The 25,928-nt window shown below is 38.6% G+C and carries 28 protein-coding genes; 15 read left to right on the forward strand and 13 right to left on the reverse strand.

The genetic code is table 11. The features are described from left to right. Positions 1 to 30: 30 nt before the first annotated feature. A complete protein-coding gene (locus HWV01_RS18730) occupies positions 31 to 780 on the reverse strand; it encodes a class I SAM-dependent methyltransferase (RefSeq protein WP_249185376.1) in 750 nt (249 codons plus the stop codon). Positions 781 to 845: 65 nt separating this feature from the next. Here HWV01_RS18730 and gloB point away from each other — a divergent pair, with 65 nt between their 5' ends. Both gloB and HWV01_RS18740 read left to right on the forward strand, forming a co-directional pair. Beyond that, a complete protein-coding gene (gloB, locus tag HWV01_RS18735; protein WP_211672973.1) occupies positions 846 to 1,622 on the forward strand; it encodes a hydroxyacylglutathione hydrolase in 777 nt (258 codons plus the stop codon). Positions 1,623 to 1,726: 104 nt separating this feature from the next. Next, positions 1,727 to 3,337 (forward strand): LysM peptidoglycan-binding domain-containing protein, encoded by a 1,611-nt coding sequence (locus HWV01_RS18740; RefSeq protein ID WP_211672974.1) that lies wholly within the window; start codon positions 1,727 to 1,729, stop codon positions 3,335 to 3,337. A 138-nt stretch (positions 3,338 to 3,475) separates the two neighbouring features. Here the strand turns inward: HWV01_RS18740 and HWV01_RS18745 are convergent, their stop codons facing one another. Both HWV01_RS18745 and HWV01_RS18750 read right to left on the reverse strand, forming a co-directional pair. Beyond that, positions 3,476 to 4,027, reverse strand: a complete 552-nt coding sequence (locus HWV01_RS18745) for a chalcone isomerase family protein (protein WP_211672975.1) — start codon at positions 4,025 to 4,027, stop codon at positions 3,476 to 3,478. Positions 4,028 to 4,225: 198 nt separating this feature from the next. After that, on the reverse strand, positions 4,226 to 5,641 hold the full coding sequence (locus tag HWV01_RS18750; protein WP_211672976.1) for a sodium:alanine symporter family protein: 1,416 nt from the start codon (positions 5,639 to 5,641) through the stop codon (positions 4,226 to 4,228). Between the two features lie 320 nt (positions 5,642 to 5,961). Between HWV01_RS18750 and HWV01_RS18755 the strand changes: the two genes are divergently transcribed. Then, positions 5,962 to 6,129, forward strand: coding sequence for a DUF3545 family protein (locus tag HWV01_RS18755; protein ID WP_211672977.1), 168 nt, complete (start codon positions 5,962 to 5,964; stop codon positions 6,127 to 6,129). Positions 6,130 to 6,183: 54 nt separating this feature from the next. Here the strand turns inward: HWV01_RS18755 and HWV01_RS18760 are convergent, their stop codons facing one another. Beyond that, positions 6,184 to 6,606 (reverse strand): rhodanese-like domain-containing protein, encoded by a 423-nt coding sequence (locus HWV01_RS18760; RefSeq protein WP_211672978.1) that lies wholly within the window; start codon positions 6,604 to 6,606, stop codon positions 6,184 to 6,186. A gap of 204 nt (positions 6,607 to 6,810) precedes the next feature. Between HWV01_RS18760 and HWV01_RS18765 the strand changes: the two genes are divergently transcribed. Further along, entirely contained in the window at positions 6,811 to 7,680 is an 870-nt protein-coding gene (locus tag HWV01_RS18765) for a LysR family transcriptional regulator (protein ID WP_211672979.1), read from the forward strand. Between the two features lie 70 nt (positions 7,681 to 7,750). Here the strand turns inward: HWV01_RS18765 and HWV01_RS18770 are convergent, their stop codons facing one another. After that, positions 7,751 to 8,332, reverse strand: coding sequence for a hemerythrin domain-containing protein (locus tag HWV01_RS18770; RefSeq protein ID WP_211672980.1), 582 nt, complete (start codon positions 8,330 to 8,332; stop codon positions 7,751 to 7,753). Positions 8,333 to 8,420: 88 nt separating this feature from the next. Continuing rightward, on the reverse strand, positions 8,421 to 9,101 hold the full coding sequence (gene ung, locus HWV01_RS18775) for a uracil-DNA glycosylase (protein ID WP_211672981.1): 681 nt from the start codon (positions 9,099 to 9,101) through the stop codon (positions 8,421 to 8,423). 121 nt (positions 9,102 to 9,222) lie between these two features. On the opposite strand from ung, the gene nfo reads away from it, so the two are divergent. Both nfo and HWV01_RS18785 read left to right on the forward strand, forming a co-directional pair. Further along, positions 9,223 to 10,074, forward strand: a complete 852-nt coding sequence (gene nfo, locus HWV01_RS18780) for a deoxyribonuclease IV (RefSeq protein WP_211672982.1) — start codon at positions 9,223 to 9,225, stop codon at positions 10,072 to 10,074. A gap of 113 nt (positions 10,075 to 10,187) precedes the next feature. Then, a complete protein-coding gene (locus HWV01_RS18785) occupies positions 10,188 to 10,931 on the forward strand; it encodes a methylenetetrahydrofolate reductase (RefSeq protein WP_211672983.1) in 744 nt (247 codons plus the stop codon). Positions 10,932 to 10,991: 60 nt separating this feature from the next. Here HWV01_RS18785 and HWV01_RS18790 read toward each other — a convergent pair whose 3' ends face one another. Then, positions 10,992 to 11,444, reverse strand: coding sequence for a phasin family protein (locus tag HWV01_RS18790; RefSeq protein ID WP_211672984.1), 453 nt, complete (start codon positions 11,442 to 11,444; stop codon positions 10,992 to 10,994). Positions 11,445 to 11,603: 159 nt separating this feature from the next. Next, on the reverse strand, positions 11,604 to 12,269 hold the full coding sequence (locus HWV01_RS18795; RefSeq protein ID WP_211672985.1) for an alpha/beta hydrolase: 666 nt from the start codon (positions 12,267 to 12,269) through the stop codon (positions 11,604 to 11,606). 135 nt (positions 12,270 to 12,404) lie between these two features. Here HWV01_RS18795 and HWV01_RS18800 point away from each other — a divergent pair, with 135 nt between their 5' ends. Then, positions 12,405 to 12,848: a DUF3010 family protein gene (locus HWV01_RS18800; RefSeq protein WP_249185377.1), complete on the forward strand. Its 444-nt coding sequence runs from the start codon at positions 12,405 to 12,407 to the stop codon at positions 12,846 to 12,848. 53 nt (positions 12,849 to 12,901) lie between these two features. On the opposite strand, the gene HWV01_RS18805 is transcribed toward HWV01_RS18800, so the two are convergent. The 4 genes from HWV01_RS18805 to HWV01_RS18820 all read right to left on the reverse strand — a co-directional run bounded on the left by HWV01_RS18805 (position 12,902) and on the right by HWV01_RS18820 (position 16,016). Then, positions 12,902 to 13,342 (reverse strand): thioesterase family protein, encoded by a 441-nt coding sequence (locus HWV01_RS18805; protein WP_211672987.1) that lies wholly within the window; start codon positions 13,340 to 13,342, stop codon positions 12,902 to 12,904. A gap of 23 nt (positions 13,343 to 13,365) precedes the next feature. Beyond that, positions 13,366 to 14,259: an endonuclease/exonuclease/phosphatase family protein gene (locus tag HWV01_RS18810; protein ID WP_211672988.1), complete on the reverse strand. Its 894-nt coding sequence runs from the start codon at positions 14,257 to 14,259 to the stop codon at positions 13,366 to 13,368. Between the two features lie 247 nt (positions 14,260 to 14,506). Then, the gene (locus tag HWV01_RS18815) at positions 14,507 to 15,748 is read right to left on the reverse strand and encodes an aromatic amino acid transport family protein (protein WP_211672989.1); all 1,242 of its coding nucleotides are present in this window, start codon (positions 15,746 to 15,748) and stop codon (positions 14,507 to 14,509) included. Positions 15,749 to 15,752: 4 nt separating this feature from the next. After that, a complete protein-coding gene (locus HWV01_RS18820) occupies positions 15,753 to 16,016 on the reverse strand; it encodes a Trp family transcriptional regulator (protein WP_211672990.1) in 264 nt (87 codons plus the stop codon). Between the two features lie 411 nt (positions 16,017 to 16,427). Here HWV01_RS18820 and HWV01_RS18825 point away from each other — a divergent pair, with 411 nt between their 5' ends. From HWV01_RS18825 to HWV01_RS18850, 6 genes are all read left to right on the forward strand, one after another. Continuing rightward, the gene (locus tag HWV01_RS18825) at positions 16,428 to 16,961 is read left to right on the forward strand and encodes an NUDIX hydrolase (protein WP_211672991.1); all 534 of its coding nucleotides are present in this window, start codon (positions 16,428 to 16,430) and stop codon (positions 16,959 to 16,961) included. An 89-nt stretch (positions 16,962 to 17,050) separates the two neighbouring features. Then, on the forward strand, positions 17,051 to 18,550 hold the full coding sequence (locus tag HWV01_RS18830) for an FMN-binding glutamate synthase family protein (protein ID WP_211672992.1): 1,500 nt from the start codon (positions 17,051 to 17,053) through the stop codon (positions 18,548 to 18,550). 163 nt (positions 18,551 to 18,713) lie between these two features. Beyond that, a complete protein-coding gene (locus HWV01_RS18835; RefSeq protein WP_211672993.1) occupies positions 18,714 to 19,214 on the forward strand; it encodes a hypothetical protein in 501 nt (166 codons plus the stop codon). A 58-nt stretch (positions 19,215 to 19,272) separates the two neighbouring features. Continuing rightward, positions 19,273 to 19,707 carry an Rrf2 family transcriptional regulator gene (locus HWV01_RS18840; RefSeq protein ID WP_249185378.1) on the forward strand — a complete coding sequence of 145 codons (435 nt, stop codon included), beginning with the start codon at positions 19,273 to 19,275 and terminating at the stop codon, positions 19,705 to 19,707. A gap of 239 nt (positions 19,708 to 19,946) precedes the next feature. After that, positions 19,947 to 20,429, forward strand: coding sequence for an SRPBCC family protein (locus HWV01_RS18845; RefSeq protein ID WP_211672995.1), 483 nt, complete (start codon positions 19,947 to 19,949; stop codon positions 20,427 to 20,429). 369 nt (positions 20,430 to 20,798) lie between these two features. Next, the gene (locus tag HWV01_RS18850) at positions 20,799 to 22,184 is read left to right on the forward strand and encodes a sodium-dependent transporter (protein WP_211672996.1); all 1,386 of its coding nucleotides are present in this window, start codon (positions 20,799 to 20,801) and stop codon (positions 22,182 to 22,184) included. Positions 22,185 to 22,278: 94 nt separating this feature from the next. Here HWV01_RS18850 and HWV01_RS18855 read toward each other — a convergent pair whose 3' ends face one another. After that, positions 22,279 to 23,469 (reverse strand): hypothetical protein, encoded by a 1,191-nt coding sequence (locus HWV01_RS18855; RefSeq protein WP_211672997.1) that lies wholly within the window; start codon positions 23,467 to 23,469, stop codon positions 22,279 to 22,281. A 223-nt stretch (positions 23,470 to 23,692) separates the two neighbouring features. Between HWV01_RS18855 and HWV01_RS18860 the strand changes: the two genes are divergently transcribed. Continuing rightward, entirely contained in the window at positions 23,693 to 24,322 is a 630-nt protein-coding gene (locus HWV01_RS18860) for a LysE family translocator (protein WP_211672998.1), read from the forward strand. A 129-nt stretch (positions 24,323 to 24,451) separates the two neighbouring features. After that, positions 24,452 to 25,885: an FAD-dependent oxidoreductase gene (locus HWV01_RS18865; protein WP_211672999.1), complete on the forward strand. Its 1,434-nt coding sequence runs from the start codon at positions 24,452 to 24,454 to the stop codon at positions 25,883 to 25,885. Positions 25,886 to 25,928: the final 43 nt, after the last annotated feature.

A 25,928-nucleotide genomic window follows, 5' to 3' on the forward strand; every position in this document is an offset into this window, starting at 1 on the left:
CTGATACAGTCGTAAAATCGTCAAGAAAGGTTAAGAGAGTTTATGTGGTAATTTTTGTGTCGCCCCTGTCGGCATAAAACGACGATTAGTTCGACTCATTTGCCACCAATTTTTAACGGGAGATATCGGCGTTCGACGTTTACGCGCGACAATAAAGTAAACCGACAAGAATGAAGGGAAATGCATTTGACCAATACTCTCTGACCACCAGGTTAATGGTTTTTTACCTAAAAAAGACGTAAAGCCAAAGCGTTCATCTTGAATAATTTCAAAACCGAGTAATTCAAGCCAATCTTTAATACGTGCAGGGGTAAACATTCGGCCCGACCAAGGAGGGTGGTTACGCTTCACGCCAAGTAGTTTAACTAGACCACATAATGATAGCGGATTATAACCACTTAAGATCAGGTAGCCATCACCCGTTAAGACTCGCTCAACCTCCCGTAATACTTGATGCGGATCGGCAGAGAAATCCAATGATTGGGTTAAAATACAAGCATCAATACAATTTTCTTGAAAGGGTAAATGTGCAGGATCAATGAATACCCCGCCCACACCTTGCTCTGACGTCGCCGTTACCTGGTGTTGTATACTGCTACCAAAACAATTAAGCTCACCACTTAACGAACCTAATTTTAGTAAATGATAACCAAATATTTTCGGGCACCAAACATCAAGCCGAGCCTGAATTTGACTCGCAAGCCACCCTCCCATTGGAAGATCGTTCCAATAATGGGGTATTGCTATCTCATGCTTATGATGTGCAGGTTTTATTAACACGGCAATATCCGCTAAAATTTTGTTTTATATATAATTAAAGATAATCCTATAAAGAGAACGATGCAATGCTTGAAGTCATTTCTATACCAACATTTAACGACAATTATGTTTGGTTAATTAAAAATACTGAAAATAATCACTGTTGTATCGTCGATCCAGGCCAAGCCGAAGCGGTATTACAGGTTATCCATCAACAGAACTTAATTCTCGATGCCATTTTAATTACTCATCACCATTATGATCATATTGATGGTATTAGTGATATTCTGGCCGCATCAACCCAACCCATTAATATCTATTCATCTATTGCTATCGATGTAGAGGCTCCGGTCACCTTAGTCACCGAAAATAGCCAGTTAAGCTTATTAGATAATAGTTTAGCTTTAACCGTTATGGCGACACCAGGACACAAACGCGAACACGTCGTTTATTATAACCAAGCCATGTTATTTTCTGGAGATACCCTATTCTCGGGTGGTTGCGGTCGACTTCTTGATGGTAGCGCGACAGAATTGTTTTCATCACTACAACGTATTAAAGCATTAGATGAAAACATTCATATATACCCTGCACACGAATATACCCAAGCTAATTTAATGTTTTGCTATGCCGTTGAACCACAAAATCTCGCACTAAAAAAACACATCGAATATACGGCAAAATTACGTCAGCAAGGACTACCAACCGTACCCAACAGCCTTAAAAGTGAAAAGCAGATAAATGTTTTCTTACGCACCAACGAAGCAACAGTGAGTATGGCGATGGAACATAAACTGCTTGATATACTCACCAGCGAGCAAGCTGTATTCGCTGCATTAAGAGCGTGGAAAGATCATTTTTAACCAGAAAATAAGCACACATACACCAAATGATACACTTGCTTTGTTTTCCCTTGGCGATTAGCATATCGGGTTGTTCACTAATATAAGACGAATATAAGACGAATATGAAATTTAAATTATCCATTCCGGTATTGATATTACTGACCGGGTGTCAAATGATGCCTGAAGATCGTAGTAACGATGAGCAAACAACTATAACGCCTGTCGTTGCCCAATCTCAAGAAGCCAGTAATAAAGAGAGCGGTTTAGATAGTATTGCAGCAGAAGAAGAAAAAATTGCGAAACTTATTATTGCCGAAGACGTTACTGTCAAGCCAATTGATAATGTTTGGGTGCGTATTTCTGAGCAAATGAGCATTCCGATTCCCGATAATGCGCGTATTGCAAAGCACCGTAATTGGTACTTGAAGCATCCACAGCACTTAAAAACAGTATCACAGCGTGCAGAACCGTTTCTATATCTTATTGTTGAAGAACTCGAGCGTCGTAACTTACCGCTAGAACTAGCGCTATTACCTGTCGTTGAAAGTGCATTTGACCCCTTTGCCTACTCACACGGCAGTGCATCGGGTATGTGGCAATTCGTTCCAGGTACAGCGAAACGTTTCGGCCTCGAACAAAACTGGTGGTACGATGGCCGTCGTGATGTACTGGCATCAACCAGCGCCGCATTAACCTATATGGAATACCTAAACCGCCGATTTAAAGGTGACTGGTTGGCTGCCCTAGCCTCTTACAATTCCGGTGAAGGTCGTGTTGGACGTTCTATTAAGCGTAACCAAAAAGCCGGTCTACCGACTGATTTCTGGTCCCTGTCTCTGCCAAAAGAAACAGAGGCATACGTCCCTAAATTATTAGCACTTGCTGATATTTTACAAAACCCAGAAAAATACCATGTCACGCTGCCAGTGATCGATAATGAGCCTGCAATTCAGCAAGTTGACGTTGACAGTCAAATCGATTTAGCACTTGCTGCTGACTTAGCGGGCATGGAAGTCACTCAGTTACAACGTCTTAATCCAGGTTTCAACCAATGGGCAACGGCACCAAATGGACCACATACGTTATTAATTCCGAATGATAATGTAGAAAAATTTAAAACTGCATTAGCAAGAACTGACGCAAAAGGTCGTCTAAACTGGGTTCGCTATAAAGTGAAGCCAGGCGATAGCCTAAGCGAGGTTGCACAAAACTATAATACCTCAAGCAAGATCATTGCCTCGGTTAATAATCTAGACAGCAGTACAATCAAGATCGGACAAGCGTTACTTATCCCAATGGCCGCGAAAGAACTCGATTATTATAAATTTAGCGAATCATCACGTATCACGCGCCGCCAAGAAAAACCAGCAGGCCGTTTTAAAGTTGTACATAAAGTACAATCAGGTGATAACTTATGGGATATTTCACGGGCCTATAAAGTTAACTACAAAAGTTTGGCCAAATGGAATAATATCGCGCCTAGAGATACACTGAAGGTCAATCAAAAGCTCGTGGTTTGGCAAGGTAAAAAACAAGGGAGCACTAATGGCAAAGGTGTTATGCGTAATATCACCTATAAAGTCCGTCCAGGCGATTCGCTTGCACGTATTGCCAATAAGTTTAATGTCAGAGTTAAAGACCTTGTAAGGTGGAATGGACTGGCTAATCAGAAGTATATCCAACCAGGGCAAGCATTGCGCCTTTATATTGATGTAACAAAAGTAAATACCTAGTGAAACAGCTCCTTACGCTATGTATAACTTAAAAAGAATACACGCATAAAAAATGGCTTACGCTAAGATTTAACTCTTAACCGTAAGCCATTTTTATTACGCTTAATTTGCATGTTTAAACACTTGTTAAAACATGAATTATAAACCAAGCATATCGTCTTTCAGATCATCATCAGCAGGTTTATCACCTAACCAGATAGACAACACAGCTTGACGAAAAACGTCGTTATTAATCGTCGATAACTTTTCATTATTTTTATACGTTACTAAGCCTTTGCCTGGCGAACTCACTAAAGTAAATTGATCACCTTTAGCAATCTCTTCGCTAAATACACCAATGAACTCTGCAATTTCAGCTGAAATTGGCGCTGTATTACCTGCAGTTGCACCATCAAAACCGTCATTAATCGCCGATACCATTTTCTCTGACGTAATCAACCCAGAAATAATATTCAGACGAATTGCACTTACATCTTGGCTTTTTACTACATCTTTATTCACTTTTTGTGTAAATAGCGAACCAACGTACAGATCAATAAAGAATTTACTACGAACCCCCGCACCTTGATAATTAAGTGATGCGCCTTCAAGAGATACATTATCTGGAACTGAAACACCTGACACTTCCTGTGCAGCATTTACAGAGAAACTTAATAGCATTGCAGACGCTAGAGTTGCTAATTTATTCATGACTTAATCCTATGTGGGTCAGTATTAAAACTCTAATTTAACCATAAAGAGGGTAGAGCTAAAACTCTAATCACTTTGATTACGTCAATTTGATACGATTTTATTACGACTCAATTAATACCTATTAAAAAAGCCACTCATTGCTGTAATGAGTGGCTTTTTCTAATTTTACAATGCTAATGTAAAGTAACTACAATGCTACTTTTTAAATTTAGAATTCCAAATTTCACTGTTAATCTTTTTATCAATTTCAGGGTATTCAGCACTATCAAATGTAGGCGTCTTACCTTCAGCGAGTTGTTTGTTGTAATCTTTCGCAACGATGATGACATACTTAGACAACATTAAGATGGCGATAATATTGACGAGCGCCATCAAGCCCATTGATGCATCAGCCATGTTCCAAATCAGAGTTGATTTAGCAACGGCACCAAACATAACCATACCTAAAACAGCAGCACGGAAGATCCATACCATTACTTTTGAATCTCGGTTCAAAAATAAGATACTTGTTTCTGCGTATGAATAGTTCGCAACAATTGACGTAAATGCAAAGAATAAAATAGCAATAGCAACAAAGGTACTACCCCAACCGCCTACATGAGATGACAATGCATGCTGAGTTAATTCGATACCACCAATACCCGATGTATCACCAAGATCTGAGAGTAGAATGATAGATGCAGTCGCAGTACAGATAACGATAGTATCAATGAACACACCTAGCATCTGAACATAACCTTGTGATGCAGGGTGATTAGGGAATGGTGCCGCACTTGCAGCCGCATTCGGCGCACTACCCATACCCGCTTCATTCGAGAATAAACCACGTTTGATACCTTGCATCATAGCAACACCTAATGCGCCACCAGCAGCTTCTTCTAAGCCGAATGCAGATTTAATGATAAGTTCGAAAATAGCAGGTATTTCTGAAATGTTCATTGCAACAACAACAAACGCAATCAGAATATAAGCCAGCGCCATGAATGGCACTACGATTTCAGCAAATGCGCCGATCATACGTAGACCACCAAAAATGATAACGCTTGTAAATACAACTAATACGATACCAACGATAGTTTTATCAAAACCAAATGCATTGTGCATTGAATTAGCAATCGCATCAGACTGAACAGCGTTAAATACCAAACCAAATGCAACGATTAGGCAGACAGAGAATACAACGCCCATCCAACGACGGCCTAGACCTTTTTCCATGTAGTAAGCGGGACCACCACGGAAGTTGCCGTCAGCATCTTTGGTTTTAAATAATTGCGCTAATGCACTCTCAGCAAAACTAGTCGCCATACCAATAACAGCAATTAACCACATCCAGAATACCGCACCAGGACCACCCGCAGTAATTGCTACAGCAACACCAGCAAGGTTACCAGTACCAACACGTGCAGCTAGACTTGTACATAGCGCTTGAAATGATGATACACCTTCAGAGCTGCTTTTACGGCTACCAGCAAGAACAGAGAACATGTGAGTAAAATGGCGGAACTGAATAAAACCTAATTTAAAGGTAAAATACAGACCCGTACCGATAAGTAAATAAATCAGTACAGAGCCCCACAGCAGCCCATTGATAAAGTCGATAACTTCCGTCATATTTTCTTTTCCACAATATTATTAAAGTCCATAGATAGCAGTAAACGTAACACCACCAACTAAACGTGGCGCGGAATATAACATAAAAAACCAGTAAATTGTTAATAAACAGGTGTTAAAATTACCGAAGCCGCAATTACAGCCCTAACTAGATACATATATGTAAAATATTCATATCATTTTTTACATAAACTATTTAATACCTTTTTCATTTTAGGCCTTTTAACGTGATCTGGCACTCAAATGCGGAGTGAAATATGACTAAGGGCATGAAAAAAATGTTATAGAGAAAGGGTAACTATCATTACAAAGGTGATCCCATGGAAGGAATAAATCAAGTGTCGATAGAAAATACAAAAAAAGAAAAAAAATCGTCTTCAAAACGGAAATGGCGTGAGATTGAAGCGATAAAAGATAAGCTAAGTTTAGAAAAGGAAATGGATGGTTATAACGATCCTTTAAGTTATTACTCTGATCTTATCGCTTAAATAAAAAACCGCATTTAATGCGGTTTTTAATCTGGCCCCCTACATTATTAAATATTACCTCTGAACCTCGGTCAATCGACGATTAACAGGGTATCGTTCAAAATCTTCCCAATAATGAATACCACCAATCATTTCTTTTACTACAAACCCTAAAGCTGAAATTTTTAAAGCCGCTCTAGATGCGCCATTACAACCAGGCCCCCAACAATAGACTACAAATAAGGTATCTTCATCGTACTTTGCGAATGACTCATCATTTATGTCGCTGTGAGGCATGCTTTCTGCGGTTATTACATGGCTTTTATTAAATGCTTCTGTAGAACGTACATCTAATAATATATAGTTTTTATTATCAGCTTTAATGTCCGCGTAAACATCTGAACAATCAGTTTCGCAAGCAAGTTTGGTCGCAAAAAAATCATGCGTTTTTTGAGATTGCTCGGCTTGATAAGAAAATGTATTTGTATTGCTAGGCATAAGTGCTCCTTATATAATTAATGATTCTAGACTGCATCGAACGCTAGCCTTCAATAGATCTAATTTATCGCGATTTAATAAAATCTAAAATTCATGATTACTGAAGTCTGCGTTCAACAAAAATGAATTGTGAAATAATTTAGCGAATATAAAATCTACTTTATACTCGCTAAACCTTGTTGGACTTATTAAAGGGAATTGACCTTGGAATTTTATCATTTACGCTCTTTTGTCGCGGTAGCTGAAATAGGCAATTTGACTCAAGCAGCAAAGCGTCTATATACGACACCACCAGCTATAAGTGCTCACATTAAATCGCTTGAGGAAGAACTAGCCACCCCTTTATTTATTCGCTCTAATAAAGGCATGTCTTTAACAGACAAAGGTCAATTATTATTAAAAAAAGCATATCTAACACTAGATTGCGCTTTAGACTTAGTGAATTTAGCTGCTAATAATCAACATGAGATAATTGGGACATTTCACTTAGGTATTAACTTAACAGCCAAGCAAATGAGACTTTCTGAATTAGTAAAAAACCTACAAGAAAACTGCCCAGGTATCAGCTTGGATATTCATCAGCAATCAACCGGCATAACGATTAATGATATTAGAGAGCATCGTTTAGATGGTGGTTATATTTTTGGTGCTATTCCCGATGACTTTATCGGCGTAGCAGTTATGAAGAAAAAGATAACTACAATCGCACCACTTTCGTTTGATTGTAGTAAAATAATGACTCAAGCGGACCTTCGTATTCACCAATGGATAATGATGGGAGACTATTGTCCTTTTGATGATTTTCTAAAAAATAAACTTGGAAATAATATCCTATCTACTATAAAAACGAGTGATGAAACCTCTCGATTAGAACTAGTAAAGAGTGGTCTAGGACTAAGTTTTCTAGAAATAGAAGAAGCTCTGATAGCAGAAAAAAACAAACACGTTCGAATAATATCTGTATTAGACTTTCCAACGACACTCTATTTTGTTGTTGCTAAAAATAGAGCTCGTGAGCCAGTCATAAGTGCATTAATGCAAGAAGTTAGGATCCTGTGGAACTTGGAACTATAAAAATGGCCATTCAAATTAATAAATAGCCACAGTTTGACTTACTAGCCTGCATTTATTACAGAGTCAATATTTACACCAAGCAAAGATCTTCTTCAGCTTCGCAAGTAAACCCAGCCTGAGCGATCTGCAATTTTAATAGGTTAAACGTGTCATTAACCTCCGTCATAGCTTGCACTTCCTGTAAACAACCATTTTTCCACAAATGTTCAATATGGCACCAATCGTCGGGGGTAAATTTTTCAGCCATGAGTGGCATCACTACATTCGTTTCATATTGAATATGCGTACGCTGCTTATTCACAAACTCTTTTAACTGGACCGCAAGTTCGTCAAACGGCATTACAGAATCAAGCTGGATCATATTTAATGAGTTTGATAATTCACGACTAAGAAAGTTTAAGCTTTGATGTTCACTCGCTAATCGATTCGGCATAGCTGCATCTTCAACATAATGCTCAAGATAATACGAATAAATAAGATCTTCTTTTGGGTGATGGTATAGCTCAATATAATTACGTAAATAGTTAACGATATCATCCATCAGCGTAAAATTAACACTTTGCTGTTCAGACTCGAGTTCTGCTAACTGCTCAGTTAATACATTTAACAACAGCTCTACTTGTTTATGATCTTTAATAATGAGAGATAACATACAAACTCCAATATGAAAATTACCTCCCCTCACAATATACCCATATAGTATTAGTTTCTTTGATCGGGTTCACTGTTTAACCATTTAGTTATACTAAGCTATCAATGTCACTGACTTGCCAATTGATCGATTGTTGATGGCGCGACTGTAAACGAGCATTGATAGAAGAGAAGTGCTGACAGCCAAAGAAACCACGACTTGCAGACAGTGGCGATGGATGTACACCTTCTAAAACATGGTGTCGGCTGCGATCAATATGACGACCTTTCTTCTTAGCATGATTGCCCCATAGTACAAAAATGATCTCTTCGTCTTGCTGGTTTAACAATTCAACCACATGATCAGTAAACGTCTCCCAACCTGATTTGGCATGTGAATGTGCTTTCGCTTGCTCAACGGTTAGCACTGTATTTAACATTAAAATACCTTGTTGTGCCCACTCAACGAGGTAACCATGATCAGGCGTTGCAAAACCGTCGATATCAGTTGTCAGTTCTTTATACATATTACGTAGTGAAGGCGGGATCTTAATACCTGGTAATACCGAAAAACATAATCCATGTGCTTGTTCAGGACCGTGGTAAGGGTCTTGCCCCAATATAACCACTTTTACATCACTTAAAGGGGTTAATGAAAAAGCTTGAAATACATCGGCTTCTTTAGGATAGATGGTTTTCCCTGCAGCTCTTTCAGTCGAGATAAAATTTTGTAACTCTAAATAATATGCTTGCTGCTGTTCGTGCAACAAAAATTCTGACCAAGTTTTCATTAATAGATCCCAAAAATTAGCATTGCCAAAAACCTAATTTTATCGTAAAAAGCCTTCATTAAAACTGTTTTGTCATTAAATTGATTAAAAACGATGAATCCCGAAAATAATGGAGCAAAAAATGACTAAATTTATTGGTGCACATGTATCTGCAGCTGGCGGTGTGTGGAATGCACCTAAAAATGCCCACGATTTAGGTGCAACTGCATTTGCTCTATTTACCAAGAATCAACGTCGTTGGGATGCAAAAGCACTGAGTCCTGATGATATTCGTAAATTTAAAGCCAATTGCAAACGATACAATTTTACCTCGGCACAAATTTTACCTCACGATTCTTACTTGATTAACCTTGGCCACCCAGAAGCTGAGGCATTAGAAAAATCGCGTAATGCCTTTTATGATGAAATGCACCGTTGCGAACAGCTAGGTTTAACTTTACTTAACTTTCATCCTGGTAGTCACTTGAAAAAAATATCGGAATCGGAAAGTTTAAAACGCGTGGCAGAATCAATTAATCTCGCCCTTGAAAAATCAACGTCTGTCAAAGCGGTCATTGAAAATACCGCAGGCCAAGGAACAAACTTAGGTTATCGTTTTGAGCACCTTGCCGAGATAATCGAACAAGTTGAAGATAAGAGTCGTGTGGGTGTTTGCATTGATACCTGCCACACCTTTGTCGCGGGATATGACTTGCGTACCTTTGACGCTTGTGAAAAAACCTTTAACGATTTTTCAAATATTGTCGGCTTTGAATACCTCGCCGGTATGCACATTAATGACAGCAAAGTAGCGCTAGGCACGAAAGTTGATCGCCATCACAGCTTAGGCCAAGGTTTTATTGGCGAAGATGCTTTTAAATTTATCATGCAGGATGCACGCTTTAATGGTATACCTATGGTATTGGAAACAATAGATGATACTATTTGGGCTAATGAAATTGCTTGGTTACAGCAGTTAGCCGCAAATAAATAAGGTATAGTAATACAAATTATATCAAGGATTGTAAAAACCTAAGCACGCGAAATCGAGTTTAGGTATTAAAAGGATTATCAACGAGGACTGTTGATAACACATAGGGATGTAATTTGAAATACTCAATAGAGCTTGTACCCCGTACATGGGAAACTTTAAACGCTGAAGTCGAAGAAGTAAGCCAATTTAGCCAGATAAATACGCTAAATATTCCAGACTTACTTCGCTTTGATGTTCGTAGCTGGGATGCCTGCGATCATCTACAAGATAAGTTTGATGAAGTGATCCCTCACCTTCGTGCTATCGATTTTGATTTGAGAAGTGGCTTCCCATTAACCGATTTTTTCCGTCATAGTAAGATCAATTCTGTACTTGTCGTCGAAGGTGATCCACCACAGGATATTTCACATCGTACCTATCGTAATACATCATGTGAACTCATTCGTATTATCAAAAAAGAACTGCCATATATGAAAGTGTACGCTGCAATCGATCAATATCGAACCAGTATGCGTAAAGAACTCGATTATATCCACGATAAAATTGATGCTGGTGTTGACGGTTTCTTCACGCAACCATTTTTTGATTTGAAATTTCTCGATGTATACATGGATATGCTACAGGGTACGGAAGTTTTTTGGGGGATGAGTCCAATTCACAGCGAAACAAGTAAGTCCTACTGGGAAAACAAAAATGACGTGGTCTTTCCAAGCGACTTCGAAGCAACGAAAGAATGGAATATTAACTTTGGCCGAGCAATGATCAAAAAGGTGCAAGCCAAAAATGATAATGTCTATTTTATGCCGATCAGAGCAAATGCCAGCGAATACCTTGGCAACCTACTCGCCGAAGATTAACGATATTACCGTTTAGCAGTAAACGCATACATAAACCACTTACAACAAAAGCGAAGTGGTTTACTTTTTATCTGTGAGTTCTGCCAGTAACGCATCCAACTTATCGTTTAATTGGTTAATTTTATCACTTTCAATACCGGTTAATTTTGCATAAGTCCGTTGGATTAGCTTTTCTAAGCCATGTAGCGAAATATGCTCCGCTGTGGAATGTAACTTAAATGCGTTATCAACCTTCTCACCCTGGCGTAGTAGCTCTTCAAAAAACATTGAAGATTTTTCACCCGCTATATTGAGCCCATCAATGCTATTACTGTATGCCCCTAACCCAGCTAACCAAATCTGTCGAGCAAAATTCATTTTTGTCGCTAGCGTAATTTTAACAGCATCACGATCAATCTCTTTTTGAGATTCAATATCTGGATTATTGATGTCATTATTAGCCACAAAGTTATCAATCAATACATTATTGTTAACAACATCATTATTTACAGTACCGTTTTTATTCTGGCGCATTGTTAAATCTTACTATTGATACTAGGAACTATTAAGCATAGGTGTAATCGTCATAAATGAGAGCACAACTTAGATCCTTGTGATCTTAATTACAAAATAAAAGACGATTATCGATTGAAACTCATTGCATTAAACCCCGGTTTAATACGAGGTAACCTCCTAATTTATCGATAAAAACTGAGTTATATGTTGTGATATGTCATTTATTTGTTGTGGTGTAACAGTATGCTCTGCAGGGTAGCGGCTATATCGAGGCTCATAACCTAAGGCTTCTAAATACTTTACGGCGTCTAATCCCAGAGACTCAGCAACAACAGGATCAGCACTACCATGATAAACATGAATCGGTAATGTAAGGTTATTCTTGTGTACCTCAATCGTTTTATACGTTGCAAAGTAACTCGACATCACCATTAATCCAGCCAATGGCTGCGGAAATGTGAGAGCACTTTGATATGCTACTGCACCACCTTGGGAAAAACCAGCAACAATAATACGCGCGCTATCAATACCTCGGTCAATCTCTCGTTGGATCAAATGCTGTACTTGTTCCACACTTATCATGAGACCTGACATATCAATTTTCCGCTCAAGTGTCATTTCTAAGATGTCATACCATGCCGGCATTTTGTAACCATTATTAATGGTTACCTTAATGTCTGGTGCGTGCGGAAAAACATAGCGCACTTGATGTTCAACGGGTAATGCGATCATAGGGACTACTGGAGCAAAATCATGACCGTTAGCGCCAAGTCCATGTAACCAAATAACACTCGCATTTGCCGATAGATTAGGTTCAATTTCAACACAAGGTAAATATGTCATTATGTTTCCTTACAATTAATTGTTTTTAGGGGATAGGTCATCGTATAAATTCACAACGAAACAACGATAACCATGTTAACTGACAATAAAGTGGTTATAATAGCGAAGTTATCTTTATTTATGGTGAGTTATTTAATGAAAATTTGTAGTGTTGAACTAGCAGGCAATGAAGTAAATCTATGTTTCCTTTCTTTAAAAGATGGAATGTTTGAACTTATTGAATGCCGTAAAAGAAAAATTACCTTAGCAAGTTCAACTGAAGCGTATCAAATGCGTCAGTTTCATAAAGAATTTGCCCAACTAATGCAAGATTATAAAATTGAACACGTGGTGATCAAAGAACGTCTTACTAAAGGTAAATTTAGTGGTAGTTCTACAAGCTTTAAAGCAGAAGCAGCGATCCAACTTGTAAATAGCGTAGAAGTGAGCATGATTTCACAAACGTACTACAAGCAACTACTACAAGATCACCCGATCTTTGTAGAATTCGCTGAAACAGGCCTGAAAAAATTCCAACAGAATGCATTCACACTTGGTTGCCTATTCTTAAACGAACAAGCGGCAAATAGCGCGCTTTAAGTATAAGATTATTCGCAGGCTAAGTTAACCTAGCCTGCTTTATCCCGCCATCGCTATACCGTAAATAATGCTGGTTGTAACTGTTTTATTTTATCTACGATATCTGCAGGTACGGGCATTTTCTTATGCTCACGATAATCCACAAAAACAATTACCCCTTCGCCTTCTGCAACAACACGTTGTAACGTATTACTCCACACCGCATACTTCATGATAAGTTTATGTTCAGCAAATTCTGAAACTGTAGCGCCAATTTGAATAGTATCAGGGGATTTTAGTGGTGCTTTAAAACGACAGTTCGTCGCGGCTAAAATTGGACCGATACCATGCACCTGCATGTATTCCATTGCCTTAATTTGATCAAAATAACCAATCCGCGCTTGTTCAAAATAACGGAAATACACGGTGTTATTAACGTGCCCAAAGGCGTCCATGTCACCCCAGCGTACAATGTCATCGACAATAATGGGATACTGCTGTTTAAATTTATCCATAAAATTCATTCCATTAATCATAACTAAAACAAAGGACCAAAACGCGCAACAATCGGATTATGATCGGAGGCTGTTGTTTCATAAGATGAGGCACTCAATTGTTGTAACCCTCTAAAATAAATATCATCGAGAGAATGACCAAATACAGTTTCACGCACATCATTTTTATAAACCAATTGCTGTAACTCAACACTTGCCGTCACCTCAAGTAACCTACTCAAACGCTTGTTCGTCCAAGTATTGAAATCCCCAGCCATGATCACAGGCCCCTGATGCTGACGAATAACAGAAATCACGCTTTCTAGTTGCTGATTAAATTCATCAACACCCAATGTAAAGTTGATCATATGCATATTCGCAACAAGCAAAGGTTCATCACTGCCCGCCCAAGAATAATAGCTAATCAGTGACGATTTAGGAAAGCGAATCAAAGGTTCGGCTAATGTTTGTTTACACACTGATATCGGCTCGATTTTACTTGCCGTTAATACACCCATCGACTGCTTATAAATACTAAAAGCTTCAACTTGTGTCCAACTTAACCCATATTGCTGCATTAATTGATGCAATAAAAAACTTAATTTAGCTTCTTGTAAAACGATCAAATCATTTTTTTCAATTAAGCTTGTTAGCTCTGAACGCCAGTTATCACCCTGTTGTTTATAAATATTCCAATCAACAATACTAAATTCAGTAGGTAATGAAGCCTGCTCAATATCGGAGTTGCTATTCGTTAAAAAGGTAGGACATGTGCTTGTAGAGTCATTAACGAAACCGAATTGCTCGCTCTTAATTGATGTTGAGCCAGTTGCTTCCCATGAAGAGTTTAATTTTGGCGTGTCAGCAATATCAAAACAGCCCGATAAAGAGAAGACAAAAGTAAAAATAATGGCCGTGCGAGGAAAAGTATAATTCATGTTTATATCACATAATCAAAATATATCTTATTATACTTAATAAAATAGAATTAATTCAAAACTAATATCATTATTGTTTCAAAATAGTGCTATATCGCAAAAAAGCGCCAAAACAAAGCACTAAATAATACAAATAGAGATTAATTTCAAAAACTTAAACCTAATCACATTTTAATTCACTTATGATCAGCTAACTCACCGTTAGTAATCTACTCACTAACGGCGGTCATACTATCAATTAACGTACTTACGCTAGCATCCCCATCATCGACAAGACTTGGAAGATAACCACGCAAACGGCAAATATCATCACCACAACCATACGTGTATAACCACCAGTAACCAAAAAATCAGTGGTTGGTAAATGCTTACGCGCCTGAAACGCAAGAGCAACAGGTGTAAACAAAGCAAATATAGCCGCAGCGAAACCCGCATAACCAATAGCGTAAATAAAACCATTTGGAAATAGCACACCGCCTATCATTGGTGGTACAAATGTGACTAAAGCCGTTTTACTACGACCAGACAAGGTATCATCGAGTTTCAATAAATCAGTAAGAAAATCAAATAAACCTAATGCCACGCCCAAAAATGATGTTGCTACAGCAAAATTGGCAAATAACTGTAACGTAATTGCTAACGTAACACCCGATCCCTTAGACTCTAACGCAGAAACGAGTGCACCCATATTGCCACCTTCAGCAATAACAGCAGCAAAGCCATCGCGACCAATCACAGTGAAACTCGCAAGTAACCAGATTAGATATATCGTCAGAGCTAACAAACTTCCGTAACGGATAGAGTTAACAACTTTCGCGCTGTCTTTTTTATAATATTTAACCAAGCTTGGAATATTAGAATGAAAACCAAAACACACCATTAATGACGGTATTGCAGCCCAACTATAAGGTAAGCGTTCTGTCATCTCGGCAAGTGGCTGTAATAAAGAAAAGTTTGCACCACTAAGCAAGCTGAAAATAGCGATACTAAAAGTGATCACCATCCCACCTAACATTGCAGAAGTAAAACGATCAACTGCTTTGGTACTAAAGCTCACAATCAACCCAAGTAGGACAGCAAAAGCAAAACTAGCGACAGATTGATCAAGTTCAATACCTAAACCCGATTGTAAGCTGTGCCCCAACATCGAGCCACCACCCGAGATATAGGCATATACTAAGATATAACTCACAAACATCACTGACAAACCATTCAATATACGTAATGATGTCGGTAACAAAGCCTTTGTCATTGAATCAAAATTAACACCATGTTTAAATTTTTGGTTCGCTTCAAGTAAGTAAAGTGCTGAACTATACATGCAGTACCAAGATACACACAAAAATAATACAGCCCAGCCAAACCACATACTTGATGTTAATACGGGTAGTGAAAACATACCGGCACCAATACTGGTACCCGTAATGATGAATACGCCACCCAGCGAGGATGGTTTTTCGTCTTGACTGACGGTCATTACTTCAGACATATACCTACTTCCTAATTAATAATGTTTGTAATAATTCTTTTTCAATATTACTCATTGATTTCAAATTATTTGAACCTCGAGTAATAGTGGCAATACTAATATTGTGTATTTTCGCTATTTCGCGCTGTGACCGCTCGCCTAGCAAAAGTTCTTTATAAACTAAAGCACGGGCATTGACAGCATTTAATTCTTCCGGTGAAAACAACAATGGCAAGACGAGTGAAATATCGCCCTTATTTGATATATCTAAAAGTAATTCATTGATCATACTATAAAATCATCGCACCTGAATTGTAATGACGTAATAGTACAGCATTACACTCTAGACTATCAAGTTTAATTACGCTAGGCACATGAATAATTTCGTTATCAATACAAGAAATTAAAATTCTGATTATTTCATCTTTTTTAGCTAAACATAAAATAGAGCAAAACGGTCTCAGTTTGACTTCGTATCACCATTGGCTAATTCATCGAGAGACAGAAACAAGTAAACCCTTTGCAGAGTCTTCTTTACGAATATGCTACTATATGGCTAATTCGAGTTCCGATACGTGATGACATACAGCATTACGCAATGGCATAAAAATTCGAAAAACGCATTACAGTGATACAGCTAAGAACAGTAGACATAAACCTATCTTAGCTACAAGTTAAACAATCATAAGAGCCATTTATAATGATCAACCAGATGCCCGTCCTTCGTTCTACTATCCATCCAGATGTAACCACGCCTAAAAATACTGACCAACGGGTCGCAACGCGTGGCATTATTACTCAAGGTGAAGAGATCTTACTGATCTTCACTGCGCGCTACCATGATTACAGTTTACCGGGTGGCGGATTGCATGACGATGAAGACATCATTACCGGTTTAATTCGAGAAGTTCAAGAAGAAACAGGAGCTGAAAATATTCATAACGTTGTACCTTACGGTAGTTACGAAGAACTTCGCCCTTGGTATAAAGACGGCTTTGATAGTATCCAAATGCTATCCTATTGTTTTACTTGTAATGCCAATAAAGAATTAGGCACGCCACGCTTAGAAGAAAATGAAATCAAAAATGGCGTTAGCGCACTATGGATCAATATCCACGACGCGATTGCGCATAACCTTGACGTTATAGCGAGTCACCCTAGAGCTGGCCTGTCAATTGAGCGAGAGACCTACCTACTACAAAAAATAGCCAAGGATATCGTTGTAAATCGTTGATTTTTTGATTATTTTATTGTTTTATTGGTTGTACAGTCCCCTTTATTGTATTCTTAACCTAAGGATAGAGTTCAATAAAGGTATCACCTATGCAACCGGAATTTAAATCACAAATTGATATGCTACTGTACGGCCTCGATATTATGACTGGGCTATTCATTTTACTCCTCTTCGGAGGAATAATTAGTGTTATCTACATGTATATAGTAGATAAAAGACAAACCAAACAGGCTATTCGCCATAACTACCCTGTCATCGGACGATTTAGATACCTATTTGAAAAACAAGGGGAGTTCTTCCGCCAATATTTCTTTGCACAAGATCGTGAAGAAATGCCTTTCAACCGAGCTGAACGATCTTGGGTTTACCGCGCGGCAAAAAACGTTGACCGCACCCTCGCATTTGGCTCAACACGTAACCTAGATCAAGTCGGTACCATCATGTTCATGAATTGTGCCTTTCCAACCTTAACCGAAGATGCGATCGCTCCCCAAACTATTACCTTGGGTCCCGATTGCCCACATCCGTACGTAACAAATTCTGTCTTTAATATTTCAGCCATGAGTTATGGCGCTATTTCAAAACCTGCTGTATTAGCATTGTCTTATGGTGCAAAAGAAGCGGGTTGCTGGTTAAATACGGGGGAAGGCGGCCTATCACTTCATCATCTTGCCGGCGGTGCCGATCTCGTTTATCAAATTGGCACAGCAAAATATGGCGTGCGAGATGAACATGGTCATTTAAGTGATGAAAAACTGAAATCAATTGCCGAAATAGAACAAGTTAAAATGTTTGAAATAAAACTAAGCCAAGGGGCTAAACCAGGTAAGGGAGGCATATTACCCGGTAAAAAGGTCACAGCAGAAATAGCCAAAATCCGAGGTATTCCCGTCGGTGAAGACTCCATCAGTCCAAATGCTCATCCAGAAATAAAAAATGTTGGTGATATACTTGATATGGTCGCCCGTATCCGTCGAGTAACAGGTAAACCTGTCGGATTTAAATTTGTATTGGGTCATACTCAATGGATAGCGGATATATTAACAGAAATAATAAAACGCGGTCCCGAATCAGCACCCGATTTTATGACGTTAGACAGTGCAGATGGGGGTACAGGGGCTGCACCACAACCATTAATGGATTATGTGGGTCTGCCTCTAAAAGAGAGCTTACCTTTACTTGTTAATATGTTGGAAAAGTACAATTTACAAGGGAAAATTAAAGTCATCGCATCAGGAAAGCTCATTACCCCATCAAAAGTCGCTTGGGCATTAGCCGTCGGCGCCGATTTTATTGTATCCGCACGTGGAAACATGTTCGCGCTAGGTTGCATTCAAGCATTGCAATGTAATAAGAATACTTGCCCAACGGGTATCACTACTCACAACCCAAAACTGCAAGAAGGATTAGACGTTCAAGATAAAGCACAGCGGGTTGCAAACTATAACAAATACATTCATTACGGTATTGGTCTAATTGCCCATTCATGCGGTGTTAATGAGCCAAGGAAATTACGTCGAGATCATGTGCGTATTGTCACTGAAAATGGGTTATCTATCGCACTTGACAAACTCTACCCTATTGAATAAACGAGTCGAATACATGAGCCTAGGTTTTAGTTTTCAATGCTTTTTCACTAATCTAGAATCTAGGCCAAAATATCTCAAGCTCTTGATTAATATTTCTAATAGTTCCGCGTATAACAGTATTCCTAACAACCGATTTTAACGATCGTCAGGAAAGGGAATAAAAATGAAACTATTAGTCAAACAAGATGTGGGGGATATTCATAAAGACCACTTGAAGATTTTAGATAATGTTATTACCTTCTTACAACATAACATCGACGGTCTTGAATTCCTTCCTTTCAATCTAGATGCAGAACAAGGTGATTACCAGCAAGCTTTTCAGCGACAAACAGGGATCATTTTCACACCAGCTAATTATCGTCATTACCGGTTACGTTTATTATCGGTTGTTGATGCGTTGCTTTATATCCACACATCATCTAATGATAGTGATGCTTATGAACTTTCTTATAATTTAAGCTCCATCCATCCTAAGCCCGTCTTTTTTGCAGTCTGGCGAGGAGCCCCAATCAAAAGCCCACTTTTAAAAGAGTTAGATCAAGATTATCCAGTCACTTACTGCCAGTTTAGTCATCCAAGAGAGTTGCTCGAAGGGTTTAAGCGTTTCCTTCAAGAACATGGTAAAGACGTCATAATGATAAAGGCAGAGAAAGAGTTGGTATAAATTTCTAGAGTAGTTTGCGCATAATTAACTTACGATAACATTTGCAATGGTGACTAAAGTGAAGATAACGACTTATACAGATTTTGGCATACGCACACTCATGTATTTATCCACCCTTCCAAAAGGGCAACGCTCAAGCTCTGCGGAAGTAGCTAATGTGTATGACGCATCACGAAACCATATTGCTAAAGTCATAGCACATCTGTCAGCTCTCGACTATATAGAATCATCGAGAGGTAAAAATGGCGGTATATGGTTAGCAAAACCCGCATCAGAAATTAATATTGGTCAGCTCGTCAGAGCACTCGAAAATAATTTGAAAGGCATAGATGCTAACGCAAGTGATAGTGACATTGTGCCAATTTATCAATTAAAAAAAGTACTAGAAACTGGTATTGATGCCTTCCTGCAAACATTAGATCAATATTATCTGACTGATTTACTCAATGATACATTTCAGTTCGAATCGCTATCTTATACAAAACAAGCATGATAGTTGTTACACCGCTGTAATAATCTTGTGTAACTTACAATCTACCCGACAGAGGGATATATAGGCACATTTAGCTAACGATATTTGAAGGTAAAAACAGCCATAACACATACCCCAAAATTGATAGTTCATTCTTGACAACAATATTCATCTGTTGCAATGTAAGCGACAGAAATTATACATCTAGCGCGTTAAGCCTAGAATATTTAACACTAATATTAAATAAAGGAACACTTGAAATGGCTTTCGACGTAAAAATTCAACTAAATAAAAAATTTACAGTACCTGCAGATATAGATACCGTTTATAAACTTTTAGCTGACGTTCCGGCTTCAACTAGCCATTTTCCAGATCTAGAGCATTTGATCGAAGAAGCTGCAAATACTTACCGTTGGGAAATGAAAAAAATTGGTCTAGGGCCGATTCAACTTCAAACAATTTATGCATGCGAATATACCTGTGATGCAGCGAGTAAATCTATTGTTTGGGAACCTCGTGACACAGCTAAGAATAGTGCAAAAGTATCTGGTAAATGGATCATAACTGAGACTAGTACTGGTTGTGATATTAACTTATTAACAGATGCCGTAATTACAATTCCATTACCAAGTCTGGCTGGTATCGGTTTAAAACCAGTTGTTAAAGTTGAATTTGAAACATTAACAAATACTTATATCAAAAATTTAGCTAAAACATTATCGAAGGTAGCTGCGACAGCTTAAGTCGCTCCTCGATATAATAAGTTAAAAAATCACAATGAACCTGAACTGGGACGCCAATTCAGGTTCATTGCGTTCCCTCCCCTCTAGATTATGCCCCACTTGCTTTAGAATAAAAAACAAACAATCAACAGTTCATTAACTCAAATGCAGTAAAAAAACGTAATATACAGCACACACTTAAAATATAAGCATTTAACACCAACATTAAAGAGATACATGAATCTTTAAACCTTAAAACACCAATAACCAAGCGTTAGCTAAATAAATAACAGCCATTTTAGAGTTATCATCTAATTAAAGTCCTTATCTCGGTGTTTTTAATATGTTATTAGTATGTACATAACTATATACATAACCCAGGATGGGAAAATGACAACAAGCACAACAATTGACAATCGCTGGTCTAGCGAATTTAAATACGTACTTGCAGCAGCAGGCGCGGCTGTAGGTTTAGGTAACCTTTGGAAGTTCCCCTACATCATGGGCGAAAATGGTGGTGGTGCATTCGTTCTTGTCTACCTATTTTGTATTCTACTAATCGGTATTCCTGTCATGATGGCAGAAGTTATGATTGGTAAACGCTCTCGTACATCACCAGCTAATGCTTCAGCTACGATTGCAAAAGAGTCTGGCGGCTCAAGCATTTGGTCTCTACTAGGTGCATCAGGTGTTATTGCAGGTTCATTAATTTTAAGTTTCTATATCGTTATTGCAGGTTGGGCAGCTGCTTATATCTTCTTTGGTATTAGTGGCGACTTCCTTGCAACCGCTGGTTCTGAAATTTCTCATAAAGATGAAATTGGGGCACTATTCACCGGTTTAATTACGGATACAACACAACTGATCTTATGGTCTTCAATTACAATTGTCGCAGCAATGTTAGTATTAATTCGTGGTGTTAATGCCGGTCTCGAGAAAGCCGTGACTTACCTAATGCCATCATTGCTTGTCTTATTGATGATTATCATGGTTTACGCCGCTGCAACAGGTAACTTTGGTGAAGCAGCACAATTCATGTTTTCGCCAGATTTCTCAAAATTATCTATTGATGGTGTATTAACAGCGCTAGGGCACGCATTTTTCACCCTAAGTTTATCATCAGGCATCATGATGATTTACGGTACATATATGCCTGAAGGTACGTCAATCGCGAAAACATCTATCTGGATCGCGATCATGGATACAGCGGTTGCGCTTATCGCAGGTATGGCTATCTTCCCTATCGTGTTTGCTAATGGTATGGAGCCTTCTGCGGGTCCTGGTCTACTATTCGTGTCATTACCTATCGCGTTTGGTCAAATGCCATTAGGTAGTTTGTTTGGTACGCTATTCTTCATCATGGTGACATTTGCTGCATTCACATCCGTGATCGCACTTCTTGAATCACCAGTAGCCTACTTGAACGAACGCCTTGGCTTAAGCCGTACTAAAGCAACAATCGCAGCGGGCTGTACTATTTGGGGGCTATCACTACTAACAGTATTCTCACTCAGTGGTGCACCTTGGGCTCAAGATGTTGTTATGGGTCTGAACTTCTTTGATGCTTTAGATAAACTAACAGCAAACATCATGCTACCACTTGCCGGTCTATTCACTGCGGTATTAGTCGGTTGGGTTGTAAATGAGAAAGTCACTCGTGAAGAGTTTGGTTTATCTGAAGTGGCTTATAAATTGGTTATGTTCTGTCTACGTTATTTGTCACCAGTAGCAATTGCAATCGTATTCTTGCAAGCTGTAGGCCTAATTAGCCTTTGATAAATAATAAATAGTAAATACTAAAAAGGCTTCAATTATTGAAGCCTTTTTTATTTCTGTAGTTGACCCTTAATGACTAAAGGTCCACTAAGCGCTAGCCAAAGATTGCTCTAATTAACTGCATTACTTCTGTTGCACTTTTACCTTTTTCAACTTCAATAATCATAGAGTCTCGTTTACTTTGCAAATAAGCAGGTAACTCAGGATCTGCAAGTAAACGATCTACCGCTTCTGTGGCACTTTCCTTAGTACGCTTTTGACGTACAACACCCGCAGTACGAGTGCGACCACCCGTTGCGCTGCGAACAACAGCAGGCTTATTCTTCAATTTTAAATAATTTGATTTAGCAGCGAAATCTTTATCCACAAAAAAGAACAGATCAAATAACACGACACGGTTATTCCATAGCTCAAGCTCGGTTGCATCTTCTGGCTGTGCCGATTTAAACCAAGGTTGACGATGAATCGCTTCAATAATATCCACCCAGTAACGTGTAAAGTCTGTTGCGTTTAGTTTAACGAGACCAAAACCTTGGCAAAGTGCATCCACTTTTGATGCTGTTAATACCAGGAATACATCAGGTCGGCGCATCGCCAATAAACGAGTCGCAACAAACAAACCTGCTTTGCCTTTATCTAAGGTAGCAAAAGCCGCTGTATAACGTTTTACAAACTCTTTATAATCAGCTTCGCTCACTTCGCCTTCTAACGGGATCGCAGCTAAAGCGTCATCAAGAAGAGATGGGGTATGTTGCAATAACTCGTGGAAGCCTTTTGAACCACGCGTACTACCAAATAGTTCAACATCAAAATCAAATTTTGTAGGTACGTGCGCAGATAAGTGTTTACCTGCAAATGCGAGGCGTTCAAGATCTGACATATCCGCTAACGTACTTATACGTAATGAGCTGATATAGTTTAATAAGCGAAGACGTTCATCTAATGCTTGGCGATCAGCTTGATCAAGCATAAAGTTTTTTAGGAAAGGCCAAGGTGTTATACGTGACGTTTTAACCTGACGGCAAGTGATCGACTTTTCTAATAACTGCAATAATTTTTGTAACGGTTTTTCATGTTTTGCATCAAGCAATTCCATATTAATACCGTAACGCGCGTAATTGTATAATTCATTACACCAGCCAAGAAAATCTTCAGGTCGGTTCGTCACTTTAACAGCCATTAAATTCAAGCTTATTTCAGTAACATAATCTACGATTTGATCATACTGTGCAGTTTCAACATCAGATAATCGCATGTCTTGTGGAGAGGTAATAAATTTTATCATTAAAGCGTCATTCCAGTCTAAATTCTAAATACAATTGCTGTGATTGATAAGTATAGGCTTAAGGATTAATTTTTAAACCTATACTTGGCTAAATTTAAAATGAATGGCTTGATCAAGTTCACAAAGTTAAAAACGGCTAATTTATATTCATTCAACAATAGAATACAGAAAACTTCTTGAATGATATATTACTCAGCTTCATCTAATTAACTAAGTTTATATAATGTCCGCCATCGATTTACAGCTTTTAGCACTTTTTATCCCTACATTTTTCTTCGTTTCTATTACACCCGGTATGTGTATGACATTATCGATGACATTAGGCATGACGATTGGCGTAAAGCGCAGTCTGCACATGATGTGGGGAGAGTTATTGGGCGTAGGCTTGGTTGCTATTCTGGCTGTTATTGGTGTAGCAACGATTATGCTGAAATACCCTAGCGCATTTTCAGCTCTTAAATACCTCGGTGGTAGCTACCTTATTTACCTTGGTATTCAAATGTGGCGATCAAAGGGTAAACTCGCTATTTCTGATAGCCTAGGGCCTGAAAGCACAGTGAAGCCAATTCAATTAGCCAGCCAAGGCTTTGTGACTGCGATCGCGAACCCAAAAGGTTGGGTATTTATGATCTCGCTATTACCGCCTTTTATTAACCCTACCCAAGCATTAACGCCACAGCTATCCGTACTCGTTGCTATTATTCTGATTACTGAATTTAGCTGTTTATTAATGTATGCGAGCGGTGGACAAACATTGCGTCTCTTTTTACAGAAAAGTAATAATGTCCGCTTACTCAATAAAATCGCAGGCTCACTGATGGTCTTTGTCGGGATCTGGTTAGCAACGGGATAAAGTTCATGCGAATACGAAAGGCTCAGCGCTATTTAGCAGTATAAATACACTTTAACTAAAAATAAGTTTCATTCAAGTATAAATAATTGGCATAATAAGTCATCTAATTATTTATACGTTGCGAAGAAAATGATCAATAACGTACCGTCTACTTTAAAATCAAAACGCATTGCGGTTATCGGCGGTGGTATCGCTGGTAGTACTATCGCACTGCGTTTAGCTGGGTTAGACATAAATGTGACCTTATTTGAAGAAGGTGTTAGCTTAGTCAATGGCCCACCGGTATGTCATTTACATGCTGGCGGCAACCTTTACCCAGACATTTCCGACGAGCAATGCCTTACGTTATTAGAACAGTCAATCGCGACAATGAAGATCTACCCGCATTGCATCAATAAGCGTCCAACCGTAATTGCAATCCCTCAGCGCGATGCGAGTAACATAGAAACATTATTACCACGACTTGAATTGTTAACTCAACGTTACAAAGCGTTAGTTCAAGCCGATGAAAGTAATAAAGTACTCGGTGAACCCGACGATTATTACCAAATGTTTACCCGTCATGATCTCGAACGATTGAAAAAAGAATCACAAGCGTCTGAGATAGCGCAATTCTCCGACTGGATGATCCCGCTTGCCAAAACACTTGATCTCGATTCAATTAAATTTCCATTATTGATGGTTCAAGAGTACGGTTTAAGTTTATTCCGTATCGCAGCAAGTACAGAGCTTAGTTTGAATGCCTCAAGGTCTTGCAACTTACTGGTTAACAATAAAGTGATAAACGTTGCTTACACTGCGGATAACACCTGGTTAATCACACATGCTGAAAACGATAAACAGACAACAACCGAAGTTGATTATTTAATTAATGCTTGTGGTTATAGAACTGGTGTTATTGATGACATGGCAGATACACCAAAAGAACGAATGGTTGAATTTAAGGCTGCCTACATTACGCATTGGGAACAAAGTGAACGTTGGCCAGAAGTTGTCTTTCACGGCGAACGAGGGACACCTGAAGGTATGGCGCAATTAACACCTTACCCTGATGGCTATTTCCAATTACACGGAATGACTGAGGAAATCACATTATTTAAAAATGGCTTAGCTAAAAGTACCGATGACAGTGCCCAACCTAAACTAGATAAAAGCTTCATCAACAAGCTCGTCCAAGGTTGGGATAAAGAAGAGTCGGATAGCCGAACGCAAAAAGCGATTCACCATATCAGTCATTTTATCCCTAGCTTTAACAACGCAATAACCGCAGGAAGGCCATTATTTGGTGCGCAACAAATACCAGGTAATGATGTATCTCTACGCGCTTATGACGTCTCGTTTGAAGGGCTGCAATATGCTAGAGCCGAAATAGTTAAAGCATCGTCAGCACTCACAGTCGCCGATCAAATTATACATAAACTATTTGATTACTCACATGAGCAATTAACAGAGTGCCGTAATGTTAATGCAAGTTTTACGGCTTTATCTGAAAGTGATATCAATAGACTCGCTTGCGAGATTGCTCACGATAGAAATTACCCAACATCACTTGCTAAGATCTAATCATGATTAGCAGCCAAGGATGGCTGTCGATTACTTCAATATA

The sequence above is a fragment of the Moritella sp. 5 genome (assembly GCF_018219455.1).
Taxonomy (GTDB): domain Bacteria; phylum Pseudomonadota; class Gammaproteobacteria; order Enterobacterales; family Moritellaceae; genus Moritella.